At 48.5% G+C, this 25842-nt stretch carries 15 protein-coding genes and 1 tRNA gene; 13 read left to right on the top strand and 3 right to left on the bottom strand.

Annotated features, from left to right (window positions below; genetic code table 11):
* Together L6466_RS11540 and L6466_RS11535 are read left to right on the top strand one after the other, a co-directional pair.
* A complete protein-coding gene (locus L6466_RS11540; RefSeq protein ID WP_237794830.1) occupies window positions 1-861 on the top strand; it encodes a 4-hydroxy-3-methylbut-2-enyl diphosphate reductase in 861 nt (286 codons plus the stop codon).
* A 17-nt stretch (window positions 862-878) separates the two neighbouring features.
* Window positions 879-3083: a S8 family serine peptidase gene (locus tag L6466_RS11535; protein ID WP_237802785.1), complete on the top strand. Its 2205-nt coding sequence runs from the start codon at window positions 879-881 to the stop codon at window positions 3081-3083.
* 4 nt (window positions 3084-3087) lie between these two features.
* On the opposite strand, the gene L6466_RS11530 is transcribed toward L6466_RS11535, so the two are convergent.
* Genes L6466_RS11530 through porQ form a run of 3 tightly spaced genes read right to left on the bottom strand, consistent with a single transcriptional unit; the run spans window position 3088 to window position 6013 of the window.
* Complete coding sequence (locus L6466_RS11530; protein WP_237802786.1) at window positions 3088-4278, bottom strand: transposase; 1191 nt, start codon at window positions 4276-4278, stop codon at window positions 3088-3090.
* 53 nt (window positions 4279-4331) lie between these two features.
* Entirely contained in the window at window positions 4332-5015 is a 684-nt protein-coding gene (gene cmk / locus L6466_RS11525) for a (d)CMP kinase (RefSeq protein WP_237802787.1), read from the bottom strand.
* Window positions 5016-5065: 50 nt separating this feature from the next.
* A complete protein-coding gene (gene porQ / locus L6466_RS11520) occupies window positions 5066-6013 on the bottom strand; it encodes a type IX secretion system protein PorQ (protein WP_091853462.1) in 948 nt (315 codons plus the stop codon).
* Window positions 6014-6133: 120 nt separating this feature from the next.
* Between porQ and L6466_RS11515 the strand changes: the two genes are divergently transcribed.
* The 11 genes from L6466_RS11515 (at window position 6134) to L6466_RS11465 (ending at window position 25547) form a co-directional block, all read left to right on the top strand.
* Window positions 6134-6823, top strand: coding sequence for an energy transducer TonB (locus L6466_RS11515; RefSeq protein WP_091814303.1), 690 nt, complete (start codon window positions 6134-6136; stop codon window positions 6821-6823).
* A 21-nt stretch (window positions 6824-6844) separates the two neighbouring features.
* Window positions 6845-7819: a polyprenyl synthetase family protein gene (locus L6466_RS11510; protein WP_091853464.1), complete on the top strand. Its 975-nt coding sequence runs from the start codon at window positions 6845-6847 to the stop codon at window positions 7817-7819.
* A 66-nt stretch (window positions 7820-7885) separates the two neighbouring features.
* A complete protein-coding gene (locus tag L6466_RS11505; protein WP_255780056.1) occupies window positions 7886-8683 on the top strand; it encodes a TatD family hydrolase in 798 nt (265 codons plus the stop codon).
* 30 nt (window positions 8684-8713) lie between these two features.
* A tRNA-Ser gene (locus L6466_RS11500) sits at window positions 8714-8801 on the top strand.
* Between the two features lie 361 nt (window positions 8802-9162).
* On the top strand, window positions 9163-11826 hold the full coding sequence (locus L6466_RS11495; RefSeq protein WP_237802788.1) for a fasciclin domain-containing protein: 2664 nt from the start codon (window positions 9163-9165) through the stop codon (window positions 11824-11826).
* 14 nt (window positions 11827-11840) lie between these two features.
* Window positions 11841-15152, top strand: a complete 3312-nt coding sequence (locus L6466_RS11490) for a SusC/RagA family TonB-linked outer membrane protein (protein ID WP_237802789.1) — start codon at window positions 11841-11843, stop codon at window positions 15150-15152.
* 20 nt (window positions 15153-15172) lie between these two features.
* Window positions 15173-16879: a RagB/SusD family nutrient uptake outer membrane protein gene (locus L6466_RS11485; RefSeq protein ID WP_237802791.1), complete on the top strand. Its 1707-nt coding sequence runs from the start codon at window positions 15173-15175 to the stop codon at window positions 16877-16879.
* 40 nt (window positions 16880-16919) lie between these two features.
* Entirely contained in the window at window positions 16920-18902 is a 1983-nt protein-coding gene (locus tag L6466_RS11480; protein WP_237802793.1) for a fasciclin domain-containing protein, read from the top strand.
* A gap of 30 nt (window positions 18903-18932) precedes the next feature.
* A complete protein-coding gene (locus L6466_RS11475; protein WP_237802795.1) occupies window positions 18933-20558 on the top strand; it encodes a hypothetical protein in 1626 nt (541 codons plus the stop codon).
* A gap of 20 nt (window positions 20559-20578) precedes the next feature.
* Window positions 20579-23794 carry a SusC/RagA family TonB-linked outer membrane protein gene (locus tag L6466_RS11470; RefSeq protein WP_237794862.1) on the top strand — a complete coding sequence of 1072 codons (3216 nt, stop codon included), beginning with the start codon at window positions 20579-20581 and terminating at the stop codon, window positions 23792-23794.
* A gap of 37 nt (window positions 23795-23831) precedes the next feature.
* On the top strand, window positions 23832-25547 hold the full coding sequence (locus L6466_RS11465; RefSeq protein ID WP_237802796.1) for a RagB/SusD family nutrient uptake outer membrane protein: 1716 nt from the start codon (window positions 23832-23834) through the stop codon (window positions 25545-25547).
* The last annotated feature ends 295 nt before the right edge of the window (window positions 25548-25842 follow it).

The following is a 25842-nucleotide window of genomic DNA, read 5'->3' as shown; positions in this document are numbered from 1 at the left end:
ATGATTCAGATAGAGATAGATAACGGCAGTGGTTTCTGTTTTGGCGTGACCACGGCCATTAAGAAAGCGGAGGAGGAACTGGCTCAGGGCGAGAAACTCTATTGTCTGGGAGATATTGTGCATAACGGTATGGAGTGTGAGCGCCTGCGACAGATGGGACTCATCACCATTAATCATGAGGAGATGCGAGAGTTGCATGATGTGAAGGTACTGCTGCGCGCCCACGGTGAACCACCTGAGACCTACGAACTGGCGCGCCGGAACAATATCGAGATTATTGATGCGACCTGTCCTGTGGTACTGAAACTGCAGAAGCGCATCAAGGAACAGTATGATGCAAACCTCCAGTCGCAGATCGTTATCTTTGGCAAGAAGGGTCATGCCGAGGTGTTGGGACTGGTTGGACAGACACAGTCTTCGGCTATCGTCATTGAGAATTTCGATGAGGTGACGAAACTGGATTTCTCGCGTGATATCTACTTGTATAGTCAGACGACGAAATCGCTCGATGAATTCCATCGTATCATTGACTATATTCAGGCACATATATCACCAAATGCGAAATTCCAGAGCTTTGACACCATCTGTCGTTCGGTGGCCAACCGAATGCCGAATATCTCACAGTTTGCCGCCAAGCATGACCTTGTCTTGTTTGTTTGTGGTCGTAAGAGTAGTAATGGAAAGGTGCTTTATAATGAGTGCTTGCGCGTGAACTCTAATACTCATTTGGTGGAAGGCCCGGAGGAGATAGCGTCTCAGTGGCTGGAAGGCATCAATACCGTGGGCATCTGCGGTGCCACGTCAACGCCTAAATGGCTGATGGAACAGTGCAGGGATAAACTTTTGATGTTTGATGTCTGATGTTTGATGTTGGAGGTTTGAGGTTTAAACTGATCATAGTACTGTTGTGCCTGCTGAGCATCCCTGTTCTTGCCCAGCGGCCTCAGTATGGCAAGATGTCACCCCTGTTGCGTCAGTTGGCACGCAGTTCATCTCCTATCCCCTATCTTCCCTCATCCATCTTACATCTTCCTTCTTCCCTCTCCCATCATCCCTCTTCCGTCTGCGCTTTCGTGAAGGTTGGTGATAACGGTGAGGAGGTACTTCGGGAACATGGTTGCAAGGTGCTGGCACGTATAGGACAGGTATGTATTGCGGATATACCCGTACGACAACTGGGTGCCCTGTCGCTTGATGCCCGTATCCTGCGTATGGAGGCGCGTCAGGGAAACTGCTTGTCCACCGATCAGATGGCTACCCATTTGAATGCCTTGCCTGTCTATGCCGGCCAGAACCTGCCACAGGCTTTCACGGGTAAGGGCGTGGTCGTGGGCGTGATGGATGTAGGCTTTGACCTGACCCATCCGAATTTCTATTCTGCTGATACTACGCAGTATCGTATCAGGAAATTCTGGGATATGGTGACACAGGATACCGTGGGCAGCGGACTGTATGTAGGACGTGATTACGAGGGACGGGAGAACCTGTTGGCCCTGGGGCATTCCCGTGACGGTCTGGATATGACGCACGGAACATATACTACAGGCATTGCTGCAGGCAGTGGCGTGGGGTCGCCTTACCGGGGCATGGCGCCAGAAGCCGACCTCTGTCTGGTTGCCAATGCCGTGACCGATGATATTGTCTATATCGACTCAGCCGACTACTATAAATATACCTTTGCTACCGATGCGCTGGGATTCAAGTATCTGTTTGACTATGCTAAAAGCGTGGGGAAACCCTGTGTCGCTTCGTTCAGTGAAGGTTCGGTGCAGGATTTCCGTGGTTATGACCAGTTATATTATGAGATGTTGGATAGTTTGGTTGGACCTGGACGTATCTTGGTGGCTGCTGCAGGTAATAATGGTGCGGTGAAATCTTGGTTCCGCAAACCTGCAGGTGAGGAATCGGCTGGTGCCTTCCTGTCAAACAGCGGTCCTGAGATGCTGCTGACGTTCAAGTCGGCACAGGACTTCCAATTGCGTCTCGTGGCCTATTCTGATGCCAACGATACCTTACTGGTACGGACGTCTGACGTGCTGTCGCAGGAAGACTCGTTGCTGACAGCGGTATTGAATTTGGACGATTATCAGTTGAGTGTGACCACAGAGGCTTATCCTTCCTGTTATGACGCCAGTGAGATGTGCTATGACGTGACGCTGCGTACTACCGGTGATATCGGCGCCAGGCGACCACTGTCTGTAGAAGTGGTGGGCAGGGAAGCTGATGTGGAGTTTTTTCGAGTGAATGGTAATCTCTATACGTCAACACTGAATCCTTCTCTGAATGCCGGCGAAAGCGTCTGTTGTATCCATTCCCCCTCAAGCGCTCCTTGCGTAATCAGTGTGGGGTCCACTTCCTATCGTGACAGTATTCAGAATATGAGAGGGGAGTGGAAAAAATACTGGCTGGGAAATAGCGGCGTCTGGGCACCATTCTCGTCTGTTGGTCCCACATTCGACGGACGGATAAAACCTGACGTGATGGCCCCGGGCAATAATATCATCTCTTCGTTCAGCTCGTTCTATATGGAGGCGCATCCGGATGCGTCGGACCTGACCTGGGACCTGGATAGATATGAGTTTAACGGCCGCTCCTATGCCTGGGTGTCCAGTAGTGGCACCTCTGCATCCTGTCCTGCCGTGGCTGGTGCGATAGCATTATGGCTTCAGGCTAAACCCGATTTGACACCTCAGGAAATAAAAGAGGTACTGAGTCTCACTTGTCGTCATTATGACAAGTCGCTCACTTATCCTAATAATAAATATGGTTATGGGGAGATAGATGTCTATCGTGGTCTGCTGTATATCCTCGGTGTTGACCGTGTAGAGGAGGTGTCAAAGACGCATACATCCGCTCGTATTCGTTATGCAGATAATCAGTTGTCTGTTTCTTTCGAACACCCTCTGTCTTCCTCTGTCCGCTTGCGCCTCTATACGATGAATGGACGCCTTGTTCATACGTCAACTGTTAAGGCAGGACAAACATCCCAAATCCTTTCTTTAGGTTCTCTGCCTGCAGGCATCTATGCTGTTCAACTTGATGGACCCTCATCCGTTAAGGGCTCTACACTCATTAGGAAATAGTGGCTTATTGGTGATAAGCAATCTCTTCCGCCAATCTGTTTAGCATCAGACATTGCTCGCGTGAGATAATTCGGCGTTCCATGTGATATTCCCAAGGGCAGATTTGTAAGAGACGTCCATTGGAACATGCGTCGAACGATTCTCCAGAAGGCTTATATAAGGGGGGAAAGCCATTCTCCCTTACAAGAATGATACGGTAGCCCCGGTTCATGGCTTCGCGCATCACTTCCTTCTCACGTGGCGAAATGGCTGCGCTTACCAAGATACCGCCAGCCTCGCCGCATGCCAGCCATTCTTTTTTATATGCTGCAAACTCTTTGTCGCTATAAGCACTATGCACAATCACTGCGACTTTCTGCGGGATGTCAAGTAAGAAACGATTACCTACTATCTGACAATGCCACTCTGCGATGTCAATATAGTTTAGGGTAGTGAAAAAATCAGGGTGAAGCCGTTTAATGGCTAAGCGGCGAGGATTGTCATCGAGATAGTGCTTCCAGTTGTCAAGCTGGCTATCGTTAAGCAGGATGAGGTCGTTGTAGCCGCGCTCGAAGAGGGAGGGCATTCCCGCCGCTGATGCGGCGGGAGTGGTGGCTGCCACCACTCGCTGCGCGTCAGTAGCCGCCACCACTCCCTGCGCGTCAGTAGCCGCCACCACTCCCTGCGCGTCAGTAGCCGCCACCACTCCCTGCGCGTCAGTAGCCGCCACCACTCCCTGCGCGTCTGTAGCCGCCACTACTCGCTGCGCGTCGGTAGCCGCCACCACTCCCTGCGCGTCAGCGCAGGGTCTATCCATCCTCCACCAGGCCCTTGAGCATCCTCCTTTAAAGCCTGCCACTATATGCCCTAAATGCTTGCCCTCAGGCAAATCCTCTTTTATTCTCACTATCATGTGAATATGATCGGGCATTATGCAGAGCTTCCATATTTCAACCATCTTGTAGATGGCTGATATCTTCTGTACCTCTTCATCTCGAATGGCCTTCCCGAGAGCCGTCAATTCTACGGATGTATCTTGTTCTCCAGCGGACATGATTAGTTTTCCCAGCACAGGCCGTCTTCCTTCAACAACCAGTGTCACCATATATGTGCCCTTGCGATGGTAATCGTGCCAGGGTTTGCGGCGTTTCATCTTGTGCCGGGTTTCTCTGACCTGCACACCTGCAGCAATAGCTTCCTCTTTGCTTCTTGACATATTGGTTTTTGGTGATACGGTTGATACCTATGAAATAGTAAGGAAACGTATCGTTATTTCGTAGCCTTCTCAAACTGTTCCATCAACCACTTGTTCTGCTCGTCGATTGTCATGTGACTGTTGTCGAGCAGGAGGGCATCATCGGCCTGTCGCAGGGGTGATACCTCACGGTGTGAGTCGATATAGTCGCGCTCCTGTACGTTCTTCAGGATATCGGCATAGTCAGCGGGCATGCCTTTCTGTTGCAACTCGTCGTAGCGGCGCTGGGCACGTACCTCGGCACTGGCGGTAACGAAAATCTTGAGTTCGGCATGAGGAAATACGGTAGTGCCGATGTCGCGTCCGTCCATCACAATACCGCCTTCACGGCCCATCTTCTGCTGTTGTGCTACAAGGGCAGTGCGTACAAAGGGGATAGCGGCGATGGGACTGACATGATTGCTCACTTCGAGGTTGCGGATCTCGCGTTCTACATTCTCGCCATTCAGGAATGTGGTGGTCTTGCCGTCAATCAGACGCTGGTCGATGTCAATCTGGGGCATGGCCTCGCGAAGCTGCTCCTCCAGGACGGCGCCGTCGGCAGTGAAGAGCTGATGGCGCAGGGCATAAAGGGTTACACAGCGATACATAGCGCCTGTGTCTACATATACATAGCCCACTTTGCGGGCAAGTTCTTTGGCCATTGTGCTCTTTCCGCAGGAAGAATGACCGTCAATAGCTATTGTAATTTTTTTCATATGGTGTTTTTTTTGTAATGGGTCTGATGGGCTTTATGGGCCTAATGGGCCTAGAGGGCGTAGCTGAAATTAATCATCAGGGAGGTGCTGCTCACATGGTATTTCCCGTAGGCCACATGCAGCTGCATCCGCTCCAGCATCATACCGGCACCGATGGAAAGGGCTGCCCCGTGACTGCTCTCATCGTTTTCTCCTGCACTGATCTTCATCTCCGAGGCACGCATGGCATTATAGCCGGCGGCGATATAGAACTGCTCGCTCAGCAGGAGGTCGGCTCCCAGCACCAGGTGCTTGCCGATGCCGTACTCCCAGTTGTTCAGACGTACCAGCGTGGCAGAGAAACGCAGTGGTGAACTGGCCAGGCGCTTGCTGACACCCAGTTGCACGTCGAGTGGCATTCGCTCGAAATCATCGTCATAGGCTTTCAGTTGCCCGCCCAGGTTGCGGGCCACGGCACCGATGCTCCAGTTGCTCTCTTCGTCGAAATAGTTGAGGCCCAGGTCGACGGCTGCGCCCATGGCATTATAATGGCCGATGTACGAGGCGACCATCTTGGCGGTGATACCACCGCTGATATGTTCTGTCAGTCCATAGGCAAAGGTGCCGCCTACGGCAAAGTCGCTGGCATGAAAGGTTCCTGTCTCCTCATTGCTGACAGTGGTCTGCTTCATTTCACCATAGTTGATGAAACGTCCCTGGATGCCCCAGGAGCCGCGGTCGCCGACAAACTGTGAATAGGAGGCACTTCCCGTTACCGAGCCCTGCATATAGGTCATCATGTTGAGACCGAGTGTGCGGTCACTGACGAAATTCAGAAGGGCAGGGTTGTGGAATACCATGGCGGCATCATTGTCTGTGAGCGTCACATTCTCTCCACCCAGGGCAGCAGCATGGGCGCTGGTGGGCAGTCTGAGGAAATTGAACGCAGTCTGACTGTCTTGCGCCTTGATGGGAAGCGCAAGTAGCATAAGCCAGGTGAAAATGATGAAAAATCTCATGCCAATGGTACTATTCGGGCACAAAGGTACGAAATATGCCGCGTAAATCTGACTTTATAACGAATATTTTTTATTTTTATTTCCCCCTTTCGGCTTTATTTAGTATTTTTGCACCGCATTATGGAAGAGAAGAAAAGTAAAAAGGCTGATTTGGAGCATGGATGGATACGCAGGTTCCTGCTGGGACTTGTCATTTCCCTGGTATGTTTCTTTGTCGCATTGATGATACCTTTTCCAGAGGATGACCCACTTGATGATCCTGATTTGCTGGACATGTTCTCCATGGATGAAGAACTGCCGTCGCTGATGCGCCCGGAGAATGAACTGGCCCTGGCGCCTAAGGTGGAACCGGAGCCTTCCAAGAAACTGGTGGTGAAGGATGAAGAACAGGAGCACGAGCTTTTGAAGGACAATGAACCGGTAGAGACGGATATGGATGATGACATGAGTGCTACGGATGAGGATGAGAAAGAGCCCCCGAAACCCGAGGAGGAAGCAATCAGTTTCCGTGTGGTAGAGGACCTGCCTCAATTCCCCGGTGGTGCCATTGAGATGATGAAATGGCTGCAGCGTAATCTGAAATATCCCCCAACCATACAGGAACGGAAAATTCAGGGAAAGGTAATCGCTGAGTTTATCGTAAACAAGGACGGGTCGGTGACTGACGTGAAAGTGGTGAAGTCGCTGAACCCGCTCTGTGACCGGGAGGTGCTGCGCGTACTTCGTATGATGCCCCGCTGGACGGCTGGTATCCAGAATGATGAACCTTGCCGTACGAAAGTGTGTATCCCCGTTGTATTTAAATTGTAATCAATAAAAACCGATATAGTTATGATGACATCTGAAGAGATTCTGAGAGTTGTTAATAAGGGATTGGAGTCCCTTGCGTATGACCGTAAGCCCGCATCGCTCTATGAGCCTATCCGTTATGTGCTGTCACTGGGCGGTAAGCGTATCCGTCCTGTACTGATGTTGCTGAGCTATAACCTGTTCAAGGAACATCCCGAGGAGATTCTGATGCCGGCCCTGGGTCTGGAGACCTATCATAACTATACGCTGCTCCATGACGACCTGATGGACAATGCCGATGTGCGACGCGGTCAGCCCACGGTTCATAAGAAATGGGATGCCAATACGGCTATCCTCTCAGGAGACTCTATGCTGGTGCTGGCCTATCAGCGTGTGGCTCAGTGTGACAATGCCCATCTTGCCCAGGTGCTTGACCTGTTTACGGAGACTGCCCTTGAGATTGGGGAAGGTCAGCAGTTTGACATGGACTTTGAGACACGTAATGACGTGGAAGAGGAGGAATATATTGAGATGATCCGCCTGAAGACCAGTGTGCTGCTGGCCTGTGCCTTGAAGATGGGTGCCCTCTTGGGCGATGCATCCCAGGAGGATGCTGACCTGCTCTATCGCTTCGGTGAGAAGATTGGTCTGGCATTCCAGCTTCAGGACGACTTGCTTGATGTCTATGGCGATCCGAAGGTCTTTGGTAAGGCTATCGGCGGTGATATCACTTCGAATAAGAAGACTTATATGCTTATCAATGCCGTGAATCGTGCCAATGCCGAACAGCGTGCAGAACTGATGCGCTGGATTGAGGCGAAGCAGTTTGACCGTGCGGAGAAGGTGGCTGCGGTGACCCGCCTGTATGACGAGATCGGTATCCGTCAACTCTGTGAAGAGAAGATAAACTGCTATTTCGAGCAGGGTAAGCAGTTGCTCGAAAAGGTGAACGTGCCTGCAGAGCGCAAGGAGGTGCTTCGCCAGTATACGAACGCCATGATGCACAGGGAGAAGTAAAAGGGAAGAGTGAAGAGTGAAAAAATTCTTGCCGTGCAAGCGACCAAAGGTCGAGCGGCTACCGCAGTGGAAGTTTCTTTCGTAGATACACATTGCCATTTGGATGGTGAGGAATTTGACCTGGATAGGGCAGAGGTGATGCAGCGGGCCCGTGAGGCTGGTTGCAAGGCTATCTTCCTGCCTGCTATCGACTTTCCTACTTCCCAGCGTATTCTGACCCTTTCTGAGCAATACCCCGACTGGCTCTATCCGATGGTGGGACTCCACCCGGAGGAAGTGCGTGCCGACTGGCGTGAGCAGCTGGAGAAGATAAAAGTTCTCATCCATCACCCTTCTTCCGTCAGCCCTCTTATTGCTATCGGTGAGGTGGGACTAGACTTCTATTGGAGCAGGGAGTTCGAAAAGGAACAACTGGAGGCTTTCGAGGTACAGGTGCAGTGGTCGGTTGAGACACAGTTACCCCTGATGATTCATTGCAGAAAGGCCCAGAACGAGATGGTACATATTATAAAGAGGTATGCCGATAAACTGCCTGGAGGTGTGTTTCATTGCTTTACGGGGAATGACAAAGAGGCGGCAGAACTATTGCAGTTCGACCGGTTCGTGCTTGGCGTTGGCGGTGTGCTGACATTTAAGAAGAGTCATCTTCCCGAAGTCCTTCCGACTAGTGTGCCCCTTGACCGCCTGGTGCTGGAAACGGATGCCCCCTATATGGCACCTGTGCCTATGCGGGGACAGCGTAACGAGTCGTCGTATATCCGTCATGTCATCACCCGTCTTGCAGAGGCCTATGGCGTGGATGAATTGGAAATTTGTCATCATACGAATGAAAATGTGAAAAAAGTATTTGGTATTCAGGTATAAATTGATTACCTTTGCAGCCGCAAACAATTAGGAGAGGTGCTCGAGTGGTTGAAGAGGCACGCCTGGAAAGCGTGTAACCGGCAAAACCGGTTCGCAGGTTCGAATCCTGTTCTCTCCGCATTAATTAGGTTTCGGGATTTTTTTTCCGAAACTTTTTTATGAAATCGCTTTATTAGCCATTTTCTGTCGAATAGTTCCGCGTTTTTATTGTTTTTTCCCCTTTTGTTGCGATGGATTGGTGATATGAATCGATAGATGATGCTTTTCTTGATGTAAGTTAATGAATAGTAGAATTTTATTATTCGTTGATGATACAAATCAGAAAGCACATGAAACGTTTTTCATTGAAGTTTGTACGAAATAAAAAGCCCGTGGGATGTAAATAAAAGTAATTTTAGCATAAATTACTTAATTTTGCATCCGATTACGAACTAACCGCAAATAATTGCAAACAAAATAATAACCAAAAACAAAATCGAATGAAAATCAAAAAACCGATTGACCTGCAAAGGTCGCTTGCATTGCAAGATTTCTGGAAACGGAACCGGTGTCATCTGATCGCTGTTGGCTTAGCGCTGACATGTGCAGGAGGGTTTGTTTCTTGTTCGGAGTACGACTTGGATGAAAACACCCCCGCAGGGTGGGATCGCAGCATCTACAGTTGGCTGGATGAACAGGATGACTTTACCACCATGGTGAAGTTGATTAATGACCTGGACTACCGTGATGTGCTGGCAAAGACGGGTTCGAAAACCCTGTTTGCCGCCGACGACCAAGCCTTTGACCGTTTCTTTAAGAACAATTCATGGGGCGTCAAGAAGTATGAGGACCTGACTGTGGCCCAGAAGCGTAAACTGCTTTTCGGTGCCATGATTAACAACAGTTATCAGGTACAGGCACTCTCAAGTACCCCCAACGCCAGTGGAACTCCTGTTGAGGGTGATGCCATGCGTCGCAGTTCTGCACTTGAGCCTTTCGACAATGTGCAGATTCTGGAAAAGAAAGATATCCCGAATGCTGACTATTGGTCCATGTATCAGGGAAGAGACTCTTTGGTGGTGCTGCATGATGCTACCGAGACGCCGATGATTCATTTCATTGAGCGTTATATGGTGAACAAGCAGATTACCAATGAAGACTATGACTTCCTGTATAATCATACAACCCATCGCCAGAGTGGTGACGCTTCTGTGAACGGTGCCCAGATTGTGGAACAGAATATACGTTGCCTGAATGGTTTTATCAACCGTATGAGTGAGGTGGTGACACCTCTGCCCAATATGGCTGATATTATTATGTCAAAGCCAAACACGACAGTCTTTGCACATCTGCTGAACCGCTATTCAGTGCTGGATTGTATGGACGATGAGACGAAGGATTCCTACAACGCCAGCAGAGGTACTCATGTAGACTCTGTGTTCCAGTTGCGCTATTTCTCTGAGCGTTCTCAGGGTAAGGCCTTCAATAAGTCGCATAACCAGGTGAGTGAGGACTTCGGTGAACTGCCTTATGATCCAGGATGGAACAGTTATAGTGTACCTTCTAATTCTACTGGAAGTACCGCTATGCAGCAGGATATGGCTGTGATGCTGGTTCCTTCTGATGAGGCTTTGAACAAGTACTGGGAAGAAGGTGCCGGTGCTGCCTTGCGTAAGAGCTTCGGTTCTTGGGATAATGTGCCTTACAGCACCCTGACCGAGTTTATGAGCGCCAATATGCTTGAGTCACTCTCAGGCAGTGTGCCCAGTAAGTTCCAGTTCATCCTGAATGATGCAGCTGATCCCATGGGTATTAAAACTACCGATGTGGACTCTGTATGGCTCGCTTGTAACGGTGCTATCTATCTGACGAACCGTGTGTTCACACCTACTTCATTCGTCAGTGTGATGTACCCCACTGTGGTGGATAAGAATATGTCTATCATGCTTTGGGCTATCAAGAAACTGAATTATCAGGCTTATCTGAACTCACTGAATGCCCGCTATAGTTTCTTCTTGCCATCCAACAAGGCACTGCTGGAATATGTTGACCCCTGTTCATACGGAAAACCACAGCGTCAGATGCTGCGCTTCCATTACGATTCCGATCGTAAGGGTAATGAGGTTTATGCAAGTATTCATAACATAGATCCTGAGACAGGCGTAGCCGGTGACTCTGTTGGCGTATATACCAATAGTAATGGTACGAATCTGGACTTGAACCCGATTCTGAACCGATTGTATACCATTCTTGATGATCACGTGGTGATTGGTAATGTGGAGGACGGACATGAGTATTACCGCACGAAGGGAGGCTCAATACTCCGCGTGAAGAATGCAGGACAGAGCTCTATGCTGGTTGAAGGAACCCGCCAGATCAACGGTGAGACCCCATCACTACCTGTCAGCTATATTTATGACCAGACACCTGAGACACAGGGCGGTAACGGTAAGAGCTATATCCTGGAGCAGGGTCCTGTGCTGGGTACACGTCAGACCGTATTCAATATCCTGGGTCAGCATCCTGAATTCAAGCGTTTCCATGACCTGCTTGAGGCCAGTGAACTTATCGAGACCAAGCATGATAAGAAGTTTGCTTGCAGTGACAGCTGTATCAGTGTGTTCAATAACTTCCATTATACGGTCTATGTACCTACCAATGAGAGTATCGACCAGCTGATTGCCGATGGTGACCTGCATACCTGGGATGATGTGGCTGCCCTGGATACGACCATCGCCGAACAGAACACATTGTATCATCAGTATGTGAACGAGATTGACGCTTTCCTGCGTTATCACATCCAGGATAATGCCATTGTGATCAATGCCGATAACACCACTGGCATGGATAAAATGGATAGTGAAGGCAATTTTACAACTCCTTATGAGACGGCTTACCTGGCAACTGAGAAGACCTCAACCGGTAAAATCAGGGCTTTCAAGAAGTTGAACGTGAAGACCAATGAGAAGGGTTCTGATATCTGGATTATTGATGCCGGCGGCAATACCCGTAAGGTTGTGAAGACTCCCGGACTCTATAACCTGATGGCTCGTGAGTTTACGTATGCACAGAGCGAGAAGAGTCAGGCAAGTATTATCCACAACTCTTCATCGGCCGTGGTTCACCTGATTGACGGACCGTTAATGACTAAGAAAAAGAACTGATATTGATAATTATTATGATGAGTAAAAGATTTGCTAGAATTTTAGGATTGATAATTTTCAGTTGTCAGTTGTCAATTATCAGTTCCTATGCCCAGAAAGCGGGCGATATCATCAGCGGAACAGTGACTGATGCCTTCGGTCCTGTGATGCAGGCCAACGTCATTGAGATAGACGCCGCCAACCGTATCGTGGCCGCTGCTACAACAGATATGAATGGTAACTTCTCCTTCAAGCTGAAGAATCCGAAGGATAAGTTGAAAATCTCTTATGTGGGATGTAAGACGCAGATTCTGCCTATCAACAAGACCCACTATAATATTAAATTGGTGGACCAGACCACGCTGACGGGTGTTGAAATCGTTTCAAGTAAGAAAGCCGGCGGTTCAGGTCTGCAGATTCCCGTCAAGGAAATCTCGTCTGCCCGTCAGAGCATCGACATGAAGGAGTTCGAGGGTCTGTCAGTGACAACCGTTGATGAGGCTCTGCAGGGTCGTATCGCCGGTCTGGATATCGTGGCCAACTCGGGTAACCTGGGTAGCGGTACTTCAATGCGTCTGCGTGGTGTGTCGAGTATTAACAGTTCAAGCGAACCTCTGATTGTGGTCGATGGTAATGTGTTGCAGGGTGGTGCACCTTCCGACTTCGACTTCCAGTCGGCCAATGATGAGAAATTCGCAGAACTGCTGAACATCAACCCCGAGGATATTGAGAGTATCTCAGTATTGAAAGATGCTGCTGCTACCGCTATCTGGGGTTCACAGGGTGGTAATGGTGTTATCGAGATCAAGACCAAGCGTGGCGCACGTGGTAATACGCGCGTAACCTATAGCTTCCGTCTGACCGGAACCTATCAGCCCAACGGTATGAAACTGCTGAACGGTGACGAGTACACCATGCTGCTGAAAGAGGAGTATTTCAATCCTCACATGGATCCCAATGCCAGTGATGACATCAATGAGATTAACTATGTCTCTGGTGGTAAGTTCTCTGAGTATCAGATGTATAACAATAATACCGACTGGGTAGATGCTGTGAAGAAGACTGGTTGGCGCCAGAACCACTATGTGTCACTGAGCGGTGGTGGTGAGAAGGCTAACTTCCGTATTGCTGCCGGTTACGACCACGAGACTGGTTCTATCATCAAGCAGCAGTTGGACCGTTTCACCACACGTGTGGCTTTGGACTATTTCGTGTCTGACCGTATCAAGATTGCGACCAATGTGTCGCTGACTTATACCGACAACCATAAGAACTATTCAGACCTGCTGTCTGTTGCTTATCGTCGTATGCCTAACCTGAGCATCTACGAGGAGGATAAGAATGGTAACTCGCTGAGTGAGTTCTATAACATGCTGCCCAGCTCCAATAAGGTGTTTGAGGACAACCAGTATAAGGACTACAACCCCATTGCTCTGGCTTATCTTGCTCAGAGCGAGGAGAGTAGCTATAATATTGAACCTGAGTTCAAGTTGAACTATGAGCTGTTGGGTATTGAGAATGAACAGACCCGACTCACTTACGAGGGTAAGATTGTGTTCAATATCTCTAACCGCTATAATGATATGTTCCGTCCTGTGGAACTGAGTACAGGCGGATGGACAAGTAAGGATGCCAACCTGGCTACCAGCACTGCCAATAAGAGTCTGGGTGTTACCACAACACATACACTGACCTTCGTACCACAGTTCCGTAACAAGGATCACTCTTTGATGATGTTGCTGCGCGGGCAGTTGACAAAGGGTACAAGCACCAACCAGAATACCAGTGAGTACGGTCTGCCTTCCGGTACTATCCGTTCTACCAGTGCAGCAGGTATCATTGACGCCTTCAGTGCTTCACCTGGCCAGTGGCGTAGTCTGTATTTCACCTATTCTGCCCACTATGCTTACAAGGGCCGTTACGTAGCCGACTTCTCTGTACGTCGCGACGGTACGACCAAGTTTGGTAATGACAAGCGCTGGGGTAACTTCCCTGCTTTGTCAGGTAAGTGGATTGTCAGTGATGAGCCATGGATGAAGAAAGGTCTTCCTTTCGTGTCGATGCTCGCCGCCCGTTTGGGATGGGGTATCGTAGGTAACCCTCCAGGCGGTGAAGGTCTTTACTACAGTAAGTATACCGGTGGTAAGGGTTATATGAACTACGGTTCTGTGTACCAGAAGAATATCCAGTTGAAGAAACTGAAGTGGGAACAGAAGGAGACCATCAACTTCGGTCTTGACTTCGGTTTCTGGAATGAGTTGATTAGTGGTAATGTGGAGGTGTATCGTCAGAAGACCACCGATCTGCTGATGGGTAACCGCTCACTGCCTTCAAGTTCTGGTTTCCCCTCTTTGGATTATCAGAATGTTGGCGCCATGGAGAATGTTGGTTGGGAGTTTAACCTGAATGGTAACCGTATCATCAAGGCCGGTAAGTTCTCGGTTGACTTCAACGTTACTTTTGCCAACAACCGCAATAAGTTGACAGAGATGGATGAGACCGTGCTGGCTTCACTGAATAATGACTTTGACAAGAAGAATGGCAGCTACCTCTCACGTGTGGAGCTGAACCGTCCTCTGGGTGGTATCTATGGCTTCCGCTACAAGGGTGTATACCAGTACAGCAAGTACTCTGAGGTAGAGGTTCCCGGTGTGAGCGGACCAAATGCTCCTGTGGCACGTGATAAGGATGGCAATGTCATCGTGGACAACTACGGTCGCACGAAGCCTATGAGATTCTGCTACACCGGCATCGAGGAAGATGAGAAGGAGTTCAAGGGTGGTGACGCTATCTATGAGGATATCAACCACGACGGACAGATCAATGAGTTGGATATCGTATATCTCGGCTCTTCTCTGCCTAAGTTTACCGGTGGTTTCGGCTTTAAGTTGCACTTCGGCCGTCTCACACTGAACAACCAGTTTAACTTCCGTTATGGCAACAAGATTATCAATAAGGCACGTATGAATGCAGAGAATATGTATTCAAACAACAACCAGAGTCGTGCCGTGCTGTGGCGCTGGCGTGTAGAGGGTGACATCGCCCCCATCCCGCGCGCGCTATATAATTATGGTTATAACTGGTTGGGTAGCGACCGCTTCGTGGAGGATGGTTCTTTCATCCGTCTGAACTATACACAGCTGAGCTATGCTGTACCACAGAAGCATCTGAAAAAGCTCGGTCTGAACCAGTTGAGTCTGTATGTATCGGCTAACAACTTGTTTGTACTGACTAAGTATTCAGGTGCCGATCCTGAGGTGGGTTACGGTGGCTATGGTGTCGTGACGGATAATGCACAGACACCACGTGCCAAGTCATTCACCGGCGGCGTTACTATTTCTTTCTAATTGATAAAAAACTGGAAATTATGATTACCAAAAACATAAAACATAACTTGGCCGTTCTTGCAATGGGCTGTGGTGTTGCCTTTACTACAGCAGGCTGCAATGATTTCCTCGATGTGCTGCCCATGAATGATGTGGTGCTCGAGAACTACTGGACCAAGGAGAGCGACGTCACCAGTGTGCTGATGGGTTGCTACGAGAGTCTTCAGTCGGGTGATTGTGTGACCCGTATGGGACTGTGGGGTGAGGTTCGCTCTGATAATATCAGGATGGGAAACTCGTCGGCACAGGACCTGGAGCAGATGTTGAAGGAGAATATCCTGCCAACAAACGGTTACTGCAACTGGACGGCTTTTTATCAGACTATCAATCGTTGTAATATTCTGATGCACTATGCTCCCAAGGTGCAGGAGTTGGATCCAAACTATACGCAGTCGGAGATGAAGGCCAATATTGCAGAGGCTACATTCATCCGTTCACTGTGTTACTTCTACCTGATTCGCACTTTCCGTGATGTACCATTCACACGCGAACCCAGTATCGATGATACGAAGGAGTATCGTATTCCTGCCGATTCATTTGATGTGGTGCTCAATAATATCATTGCCGACATGGAATCGGTGAAAGATGATGCACCCATGTATTTCCGCAAACCGAGTCCTGACAGGATTGACAGTGATGCTGAGCGTGACAATACGGCTCGCGTCACCCGTCCTGCCATGTATGCGCTCCTGGCCGACCTCTATCTGTGGCAGGGCGACTGGAAGAAGTGCGTGGAATGTTGTGACTATGTGATTGACTTCAAGAAAGATGAGTTCGACAAGCTGCTGAAACGTCGTTTGCAGAATGATGTGCAGTTGTTCAACGAGATACCTCTCTATCTTGAGAAGGTAGGTAGCCTTTCCGGTAATGCCTATAATGCAATCTTTGGCGAAGGTAACTCTTTTGAGAGTATCTTTGAGATTTCTTATGTAAGTAGCAATACCGATAATCAGAATTCATATGTTGGTTCGTTCTTTACGCACGTGAACAATAATCAAATTACCAGCGGTAATCTGGTGGCTTATGATGGATTCTATGATGGCTTGCCCACAAAGAATACGGAACTCTTCAATACCAAGGATTGCCGTGCCTACGAGTCAATCTACGAGCGAGGAACAGCCTACTGGATTTCTAAGTATGGTGCCCAGACGGTTGAGCTGGATAATACGAAGACCAACTGGAAACCAAGTTATAGCTGGCGTTCGGAGAATTTCTCCAATTGGATTGTCTATCGCCTTACTGACGTGATGCTGATGAAGGCTGAGGCGCTGATAGAGCAGGGTAGTGACAATTATGAGGATGCCTTCACGCTGATTAATGCTGTGAACCGACGTGCTGTCAACTCGTTGACACCCGGTAGTGGCGAGGTGCTCAAATTTGATGACTATAAGAACACCCTTGATGATATGAGAAAGCTTGTGATGGAGGAACGTCAACGTGAGTTCATGTTCGAGGGTAAGCGCTGGTTTGACCTGGTACGTATGGCCCGTCGCACTGGCAGCACCAGGGAACTGGCTAAGACTGTTACCAAGAAACAGCTGACGAATATCGGTGGTATCCAGATCCGTCTGGCCGACCCCAATGCGCTTTATATGCCTTATAGCCGTTCAGAACTGAAGGTAAACCCCTATTTGACGCAGAATCCTGCCTATAATACAGGTGGTGATGCCGATCTGCAGAAGAACTAAGACGATAATTGACAATTGAACATTGAAAATTATGAATATAATGAAAATATATAGAAATATATGGCAACTGGCCGCTGCATGTTGCCTGTTGGCTGTTGGCGCAGTGACGACTTCTTGTTCTGACGACGACAGCGACGCACCTCTGAATTTCTATTCTTCGGTACGTCTCACTGCTGCAGAGTTCATCGAGGCCGATGATGCGCAGTTCAGTGACTTCAAGTATATCCTCCAGAAGGGTAACTATCTTGGTATGCTGAAGACTTACGGACACTATACCGTCTTCGCTCCAACCAATGAAGCTATCCAGCTGTATCTGAAAGAGAAAGGCTATCCTTGTGTTGACAGTCTTCCTAAGGAGATTTGTGACACCCTCTCACGCACGCATATTGTGAGTGACAAGGCTTACTTCACAACCGATATGGGTGATGAGGTGTCGCCAGTCAACATGAATGATAACTATATCAACATGACCTCGGACAGTGATGTGGTCAATAATAATGCGCTGGTATTCTATGTCAACGAGAAATCACGTCTGATTCAGCGTGACGACTCGGTGACCAATGGCGTAGTTCATGTCATTGACCATGTCATCAAGGCCAGCAACGACTTGCTGCCAGCCCTGATTGAACAGAATCCCAAGCTGAGCATCTTCTATCAGGCTCTTCGTCTGACTGGCATGGCCGACTCGCTGATGAAGTATATCGACCAGACCTATACAGTAGACCCCGACTCTGCTATCGGTGGTAAAGGCTTTGGCGTGGTAAACTCTACGGCCGGTGACGGCTCTGGCCAGAAGACAACGACCTATTACCCCAAGGAACGTAAGTTCATGTTTACGGCCTTTGTGGAAACCGACTCTGTCTTTGAGGCAAATGGTATCCATAACCTGGATGAACTGATTCAGTTTGCCAACACGATCTATCATGAGTCTTACCCCGATGACTTGGACTACGACAACGACTACAAGGATCGTCGTAACCCATTGAACCGTTTCATCAGTTATCACCTGATGCCATGTAAGGGCGACCGTGACTACTGGGTTCACTGTAAGGGTGCACTCTGGAAGAACAAGTTCCTGGTAGAGTCTTACGACCCTGAAGAATATTTCGAGACAATGGCTCCTCATACCATCATGCGTTTCAGCAGTCCTGCCGGTGAAGAGGTCTATATCAACCGCAAGGAGACTTATGCTTCTGTGAATGGTGTATGGACGAAACCTAAGAAGACGGTGGAACAGGAAGGTATCCATGTGCTGAAGGAAAAGGGCGCTGAGTGTAGTAACGGTATCTATCACTATATCGACGGTATCCTGGTTTATTCCAAGGATGTACGCTCAAATGTGCTCAACCGCCGTATCCGTATCGACAGCAGCTGTCTGAGTCCTGAGTTCATGAACTCTCATGCACGTTACTATTACATGGGTAAGGACCGTATGATGATTGGCTACAAGCATGGTTATCTGATGAACTTCAAGATGCACAATGCAAATACCTTCGTGGGATGTGGAAATGAGCAGGAAGGATGGGTACACTATGAGGGTAGTGGTGTATGTATCACCGGTGAGCGCTTCGATGCCTCTATCAAACTGCCTTCTGTGCCTATGGATGGTACTTATGAGGTACGTATCGGTTACTCACAGGGTGATGACCGTGGTATTGCCCAGGTTTACCTGAATAATGAGGCCTGCGGTATCCCTGTCAGCTTCCGTATCCTTGATAGTAATGCCGGTCGTGTGGACGATACTGGTGATGTGGAGGAAGACCGCGCAAACGATAAGGCTATGCGTAACCGTGGTTTCATGAAGGCTATGGCCAGCTATGGTACACGTAATGGTACCAGTCTGCGTGACCAGAGCAACTGTTTGCGCCGTATCCTTGTACGTCAGACGATGCGTGCCGACCAGGACTACTGGCTGCGTTTCCGCCAGATCCTGCCGGGTAACTCGCTCTATATGTCTCTTGACTACGTAGAACTCTGTCCCAAGGATGTCTATGATGATCCGGAAGGTGAAAATCCATTCTAATTGACAATCGAAAAAAGAAAATTGATAATTATGACAACGAATAATATCAAACATTATTTCTTAGCGTTCTGCGTAGGCTGCGGGGCCGTGTCTCTGACAACGGCCTGCAGCGAATGGGACGACCATTATGAGGATCCTGTTGCGCAGGCCGGTGGTCAGCAGTCTTTGTGGCAGACCATCCAGCAGAACCCGGAATTGAGCGATTTCAGTGAGGTGCTCAGCAAGACGATGGTGCTGCGCCAGCATAAAAAGACGGATATCAGTTATGCTGATCTCCTAAATGGCTCGCAGACCTATACCGTGCTGGCACCCGTCAATGGCACATTCAATAAGGACTCTGTGCTTGCCCTGTTGGAAACAGATAAGGGTGACTCTATGGTGGTACGCTCATTCGTGGGTAATCACCTGTCGTTCAGTCTGACGAATGATACAGACCAGCCCACGGATTTCTTCCTGCTTAACACCAAACGTGCGTCTATTGGCAATGGACAGGTGATGGGCGTTAATCTGAAAGAGAAGAATATGAGGGCTAAAGGTGGCATCCTGCATGTTTTGGAGAATACGCTACCTTACCGTCATAACCTCTACGAGGTGCTGATAAACGATGACCGTTATACGAAGATTGGTGAACAGCTGACCAGTTACGAGGAGGATGAGTTCAGTCCTTCACTTTCCGTGGAAGGTGACATGGTTGACGGTGAGCAGCTCTATGTGGATTCAGTGTTCATTGAACGTAACAAATTGCTGGAACAGGTTGGCAGAATAGCCGATGAAGACTCTACCTATTATATGATTGTGCCTTCAAATGACGAATGGCAGCGCGTATGGCAGGAGGCTATGTCGTATTTCCGTTATGACTCAAAGGTTGAGGGCGGTGACTCTCTGCAGCGTTTATATGCCAATTCGGCCCTGTTGGCAGATGCCATTTTCAGTCGTACCATTCAGGCCAGTCCTGAAGACTCACTGAAAACGCGGGCATATGATAAGAAGTATCCCAAGTATCATGTGTTCTATAAGCCGTTTGAAGAAGGTGGTATCTTCTATGGTGCTACACCGTCTGCCTGCAGTAATGGTACGCTCTACACCACGGACAAGTGGCCGTTCACACCACAGATGACCTATCAGCGCGAGATTCGCTGCGAGGGTGAGGCTAAGGGCGTGATTATTGATAATACCTTGTCAAGTTACACCACGCTTCATCATGTGGCAGATAGCGTGTCGGAGAATGAGTACCTGGTTATCTCTCCTGAGAAGAACACCAGTAACTGGACGATGACCTTTAAGTTGAGCAACACGTTGGCAGGTACCTACGATATCTGTATCGTAACACTGCCTCAGACGGTCTATGACCCCACCAAGACCAATCTGAAGCCTTGTCAGTTCCAGGCAGAAATCAACTATGTTGATGAGAATGGTAATGCAAAGACATTTGACTGCGGTAATAAGCAGAAGTTCAAGACCCGTCCGGAGGTCGTTGATACCGTAGTGGTTGCCGAGGACTTTAAGTTCCCCGTCTGCAACTATGGTCAGACGAATAACAAGGTAACGGTTAAACTGAGATGTAGCATTCTGGCTAAGGATACTCCAAACTATTCACGCGAGATGTTGCTCGACTGCATCTACCTGCGTCCCAAGAAAATGAAGAGTGAAGAGTAAAAAGTAAAAATAGAACGAATATGAAAACAGTAATCTATAATAATATAAAAGGTATAGTAAAAGGTATTCTGCCTTCTTGCCTCTTTATCTTTTTGCCCTTGACAGTGACAGCTCAGGAGATGAAGAAGGTGAGCGGTTATGTGATGGATGCTGCCACGGGCAAGCCTTTGGCCGGTGTCATCGTTGAAGCCTATGGTAACCATCGTTTTACTGCCATGACTGATGAGACTGGTGCCTATGAGTTGAAGGTGCCCGAGTACGTGAGCAGTGTCAGTATGCGTGTTGAGGGCTATCAGGTCCTGCAGAAAGCTATCCGTACCAATACGGAAAAGACCAACGCAGAGCTTTATCCTAATACGTTCAGTCCTATCTATGAGCGTTCTACAACATCTGTATCCAGTCGTCGTGCCGAAGGTTTCGAGAATACGGCTCAGGTAAGCATCGACCCCCTGGTGGCAGAGCAGTTGGGGGCTGATATCCATTCTGTTGGCCGCAGTGGCCAGTTGGGTATTGGTAATACCATTTTTATGAATGGTCTGACTAGTCTTCAGACAAATGCCCAGCCCCTGGTTGTGATTGATGGTGTCATCACAGACATGCAGTACGACCGCGAGATGTTGCATTCCGGTTACTATAATAACCTGTTGGCCAACTTGAGCGTTACTGATATTGAGAGTGTCACCGTGTTGAAGAACGGTACGGCTATCTATGGTGCCAAGGCAGCTGGTGGCGTCCTGCTCATCAAGACCAAGCGCAATAAGTCGATGGCTACCAAGATTGATGTGAATATCAACGGTCAGTTTATGCTCCAGCCCCGTCTGCCAAAGATGATGGGTGCAGAGGACTATCGCCTCTATGCTACTGAGTTGTTGAGCGGACTCACCTCTAATGTACAGAGCATGGAGTTTGTCAATGCCGATCCCAGCAATTATTATTATAAGACCTATCATAATAATACCGACTGGACAAAGGAGGTTTATCATAACACCTTTGTGTCGAACTACGGTATCAATGTGCAGGGTGGTGATGAGGTGGCTAACTATAACCTCTCTGTAGGCTACTCTTTTGGCGAGGCTACACAGCGCGGAAACGATTTTTCACGTTTCAACATGCGACTGAACACCGATATCCATGTGTTCCGTGGACTCGATGTACGTTTCGATGCTGCCTATAGTGACGTGAACCGTGACTTGCGTGATGACGGTGCGCCTGCCGACCTGACCGTGGGTACGGTAACGGCACCTGGTTTCCTCTCACTGATTAAGTCGCCATTCCTTTCACCTTATGCATACGACGTCAACGGCAGACTGAGTCATTATCTGTCGGCTGCCGACGATTATGCCAGCAAGGCTTTCGAGGATGATGGCAATATCTATGCCAATGCAGTACGCTTGGCTAACCCCACAGCTATCCTGAATCTGGGTAATGGCGAGAACCGTAATGAGTCTGGTAACCGTATGGTGACTTTCAGCATCACACCGCATTATCAGTTCAATGACCACCTCTCACTGCAGGAGCATTTCAATTTCACGCTGGTAAATACCAACGAGAACTATTACCTGCCTCTTGAGGGTACGCCTCCTTTCCGCCTGATGACTTCAAGCAATATCCAGGTGACGAATATGGCACAGAGCATGGCTGCACGTCAGAATGCTATCGTGAGTGACACCCGTCTGATGTGGAACAACCGCTATGGTGCTCATAAGATTGATGTCTTTGGCGGCGTACGCTACCAGAGCAGCAAGTACAAGCTGACAGCCCAGCGTGGTTACGATACGGGTAATGATAAATACCCCAACACCGGTAATACCCGTAACTATAAGTCTACATGGGGTGCAGATGACAAGAGCCGCGATCTTACATGGTATGCTCAGGCCGACTATAACTGGGCTGAGAAATACTATGTCCAGGCTGGTTTCTCTGCCGAGACCAGTTCACGTTTCGGTAGTGATGCCGACGGTCTGAAACTCGGTGGCGTGGTATGGGGCCTCTTCCCCAGCGTGAATGCCGCATGGGTGCTCAGCAACGAGAAATGGCTGGCTAATGTCAAGGGTATTGACTATCTGCGTCTGAATGCCGGTTTTGATGTGACAGGTAATGATAATATTGACTATATCGCTTCAGAGACCTATTTCATTCCTAATAATATGTTGACTCAGAAGGTTGACGGAAAGTCTATTGGTAATATCGGTAATACTTCCCTGAAATGGGAAACTACCAATCGCCTGACACTTGGTTTGGAGGGTAATTTCTTCAATAACCGCCTGAATGCCCATGTCAATTATTTCAAGGGATGGACCAGCAACCTGCTTACCCTGCGCCAGTTGGCCTGGACCAGTGGCTTGGCAGAGAACTGGAGCAACGATGGTAAGCTTGAAAACGAAGGTTTTGAGGTAGGTGCCAGTCTGAAGGTGCTCAACCTGAAGGACTTCGGATGGGAACTGGGAGCATCTGCAGGTCACTATGTGAACAAGATTACTGCACTGCCCAATAACAACAGATCATTTGAGACAGAGGCCTATGGTGCTACGATTCTCTCACAGGTAGGCACTGCTGCCGGCGTGTTCTATGGCTTTAAGACCAATGGCGTCTATGCCACTCAGGCTGAGGCCGATGCCGATGGCTATTATCTGGTGAACGACCGTGATGAGAAGCAGTATTTCGCTGCTGGTGACATGCGTTTCGTCGACAAGGATAATAATGGTATCATTAATGACGACGACCGTTTTGTTATTGGCGACCCCAATCCCGATATCTACGGTAATATCTATACTCGCTTCAACTGGAAGAACTGGTCTCTGAATGCCACATTCCGCTATTCTATCGGTAATGATGTGTACAACTATCAGCGCTCACTGCTCGAGGGTGGCTCTCGTTTCTACAACCAGACCACGGCCATGCTGACTCGCTGGACTGGTGAGAACCAGCAGACCAATATGCCTCGTATCAGCTATGGTGATCCTATGGGTAACAGTCGTTTCAGTGACCGTTGGATTGAGGATGGCAGCTATCTGCGCCTGAGCAATGTCACACTGAGCTATTCTATCCCCATCCGCAGCACTTACCTGCAGGGTATCACACTCTGGGGTGGAGCCTACAACCTCTTCACCATTACCCGTTATCTGGGTAGTGATCCCGACTGTGGCGTAAGTGGCAATGCCTTGTTGCAGGGTATCGACCGTGGCTTGCTGGCCAACGCCCGTTCTTTCGCTCTTGGTGTGAAGGTGAACCTCTAAGTGTAAATTGAAAATTGATAATTGAAAATTGAAAATTATGAATATCAAGGTATATAATAAATGGATGATAGGCGTTGGCTGTTTGTTGATGGCTACCAGTGTGATGTTTTCTTCCTGCGCTGACTTGATGGAGACCGACAGCGAGTTGGTGGAGTATGAAAAGGATAATCATTTGGATTCACCCTCAGACAGCGTTTATAGCGTGATGGGTATTATCTATAAGCTTCAGACCATTGCTGACCGTACGGTCATCCTGGGTGAGGTGCGTGGTGACCTGACGACTGTCCAGGCTGCTGCTTCCAAGGATCTGAAGGCTGTAGCCAACTTCACTGTTGACACGGAGAATGCATATAACCGTATTAGTGACTATTATGCTGTTATCAATAACTGTAACTATTTCCTGACTAACGTCAAAAAGGACCTGGTACGCCATGACCGTACTGTTTTTGAACGTGAGTACGCTGCCGTCAAGGGTTTCCGCGCATGGACTTATCTGCAGTTGGCACAGATTTATGGTGAAGTTCCCCTGGTAACAGAGCCCCTGCTTACTGAGGAGGCTGCCCAGAATGCGATGAACCAGACACCTGTGGGCATTGATGAAATCTGCAAATATTTCATTGATGACTTGAAACCCTATGTGGACACACCTGTTCCTGGCTATGGTAATATTGATGAAAGACCTTCAAAGAAATTCTTCATCCCCATCCGTGCCCTGTTGGGCGACCTTTGCCTCTGGGCTGGTCGTTATGATGAGGCTGCAATGTATTATCACGACTATCTGGCCTTGCGTACAAGTCCTGTGACTACTGGTACGGCTCATGCCTTTTGGGATGATACGGATACCAAGGAGTTCCGTCTCGTCAGCGACAACCTCTCTTTTGGCGGTAACGAGTGCTTGTGGGCTATCCCTATGGAGATTAATGAGTTTTACGGTATCCATAGCGAACTCGTGAATATCTTCAATTCTACAAGCTTGAATATGCAGTATGCCCAGGTGATGCCAACCCAGCAGCTCCGCGATTTGTCAGCATCATGTGACTATTGCTATATCCAGACAAAAGTAGATGGTTCTCTTGATACGCTTTATGCTCCCAGGGAGAATCTGACGAAGAAGGAATATCTGGGTGACTTGCGCCTTGGTGCTCTTTACTCGAATGTTGTAACTAGCGCAGACCGTTTCGGACGTGTTTCAAATGAATATCAGTATATCTATAAGTTCAGTTCTGAAGAGGTAGTTCTTTATCGCGCCAATATGGTTTACCTGCGTTATGCTGAAGCCCTGAACCGTGCTGGTTGTCCTCAGTCTGCTTTCGCAGTTCTGAAGTATGGACTCTATCCTGATATGGTCGCAAAGCATGTGGACAGCCTGGAGCAGGTGAAAGCCGGCACGCTTATCGACTTTGACGTGACATTGTTTACAAGCGAGAATACCCAGGGCATACATTCCCGTGGTTCTGGCAGCGCTGAGTGTGATACGCTCTACCGCATGCCGATGCCAGCCGCAGGTGAGGCTGCCACCCGTCAGGATACCATCAACTACCAGATTCCAAAGATTGAGGACATGATTATCAAGGAAATGGCATTGGAGGGTGCTTTCGAGGGCTATCGTTATTACGATTTGATGCGTGTGGCACTCCGCCGTAACGCTCCAGAATACCTTGCCGACCCCATTTCCAAGCAGAATGGAAAGGCGGATGATGCCCTGAGAGCCCTCTTGATGGACAAAAAGAACTGGTATTTACCTCGTCCGTAAGGCGATTATATACTTCATTTGTTTCCAACGGTTGTCAAATGGTTGCATTTTCGCAGAAAAAGTGATAAATGTTCAAAAACGTAAAGAAACGAAACATTTGATATAGTCTATAACGGAAAAAGGTCGTACTTTTGCATCGTCGATAAGACAAAGTGATGTTAGATGATAATAGTAATGATTCATTTTATAGTTATAGTTAGTAGTTGGATTTTAGTTTTGTAGTATATTAGTTATGGTAAAACTAATGCAAACGGTCACCTGTATGAGAATATCGGTGACCGTTTTGTTTTTGTCA

Origin of the sequence: Prevotella communis (genome assembly GCF_022024175.1) — a bacterium.
Lineage (GTDB): Bacteria > Bacteroidota > Bacteroidia > Bacteroidales > Bacteroidaceae > Prevotella > Prevotella communis.
The sequence above is the reverse complement of the archived record's forward strand: the minus strand, read 5'-3'. Positions and strand labels throughout refer to the sequence as shown.

What these genes read in the sequence shown, in the direction of transcription:
- L6466_RS11490 (WP_237802789.1), top strand. Translation starts at nt 11,841, where the DNA reads ATGATGAGTAAAAGATTTGCTAGAATTTTAGGATTGATAATTTTCAGT.
- L6466_RS11470 (WP_237794862.1), top strand. Translation starts at nt 20,579, where the DNA reads ATGAAAACAGTAATCTATAATAATATAAAAGGTATAGTAAAAGGTATT.
- porQ (WP_091853462.1), bottom strand. Translation starts at nt 6,013, where the DNA reads ATGAGATTTTTCATCATTTTCACCTGGCTTATGCTACTTGCGCTTCCC.
- L6466_RS11515 (WP_091814303.1), top strand. Translation starts at nt 6,134, where the DNA reads ATGGAAGAGAAGAAAAGTAAAAAGGCTGATTTGGAGCATGGATGGATA.
- L6466_RS11540 (WP_237794830.1), top strand. Translation starts at nt 1, where the DNA reads ATGATTCAGATAGAGATAGATAACGGCAGTGGTTTCTGTTTTGGCGTG.
- L6466_RS11480 (WP_237802793.1), top strand. Translation starts at nt 16,920, where the DNA reads ATGAAAATATATAGAAATATATGGCAACTGGCCGCTGCATGTTGCCTG.
- L6466_RS11530 (WP_237802786.1), bottom strand. Translation starts at nt 4,278, where the DNA reads ATGTCAAGAAGCAAAGAGGAAGCTATTGCTGCAGGTGTGCAGGTCAGA.
- L6466_RS11465 (WP_237802796.1), top strand. Translation starts at nt 23,832, where the DNA reads ATGAATATCAAGGTATATAATAAATGGATGATAGGCGTTGGCTGTTTG.
- L6466_RS11510 (WP_091853464.1), top strand. Translation starts at nt 6,845, where the DNA reads ATGATGACATCTGAAGAGATTCTGAGAGTTGTTAATAAGGGATTGGAG.
- L6466_RS11495 (WP_237802788.1), top strand. Translation starts at nt 9,163, where the DNA reads ATGAAAATCAAAAAACCGATTGACCTGCAAAGGTCGCTTGCATTGCAA.
- L6466_RS11485 (WP_237802791.1), top strand. Translation starts at nt 15,173, where the DNA reads ATGATTACCAAAAACATAAAACATAACTTGGCCGTTCTTGCAATGGGC.
- L6466_RS11475 (WP_237802795.1), top strand. Translation starts at nt 18,933, where the DNA reads ATGACAACGAATAATATCAAACATTATTTCTTAGCGTTCTGCGTAGGC.
- cmk (WP_237802787.1), bottom strand. Translation starts at nt 5,015, where the DNA reads ATGAAAAAAATTACAATAGCTATTGACGGTCATTCTTCCTGCGGAAAG.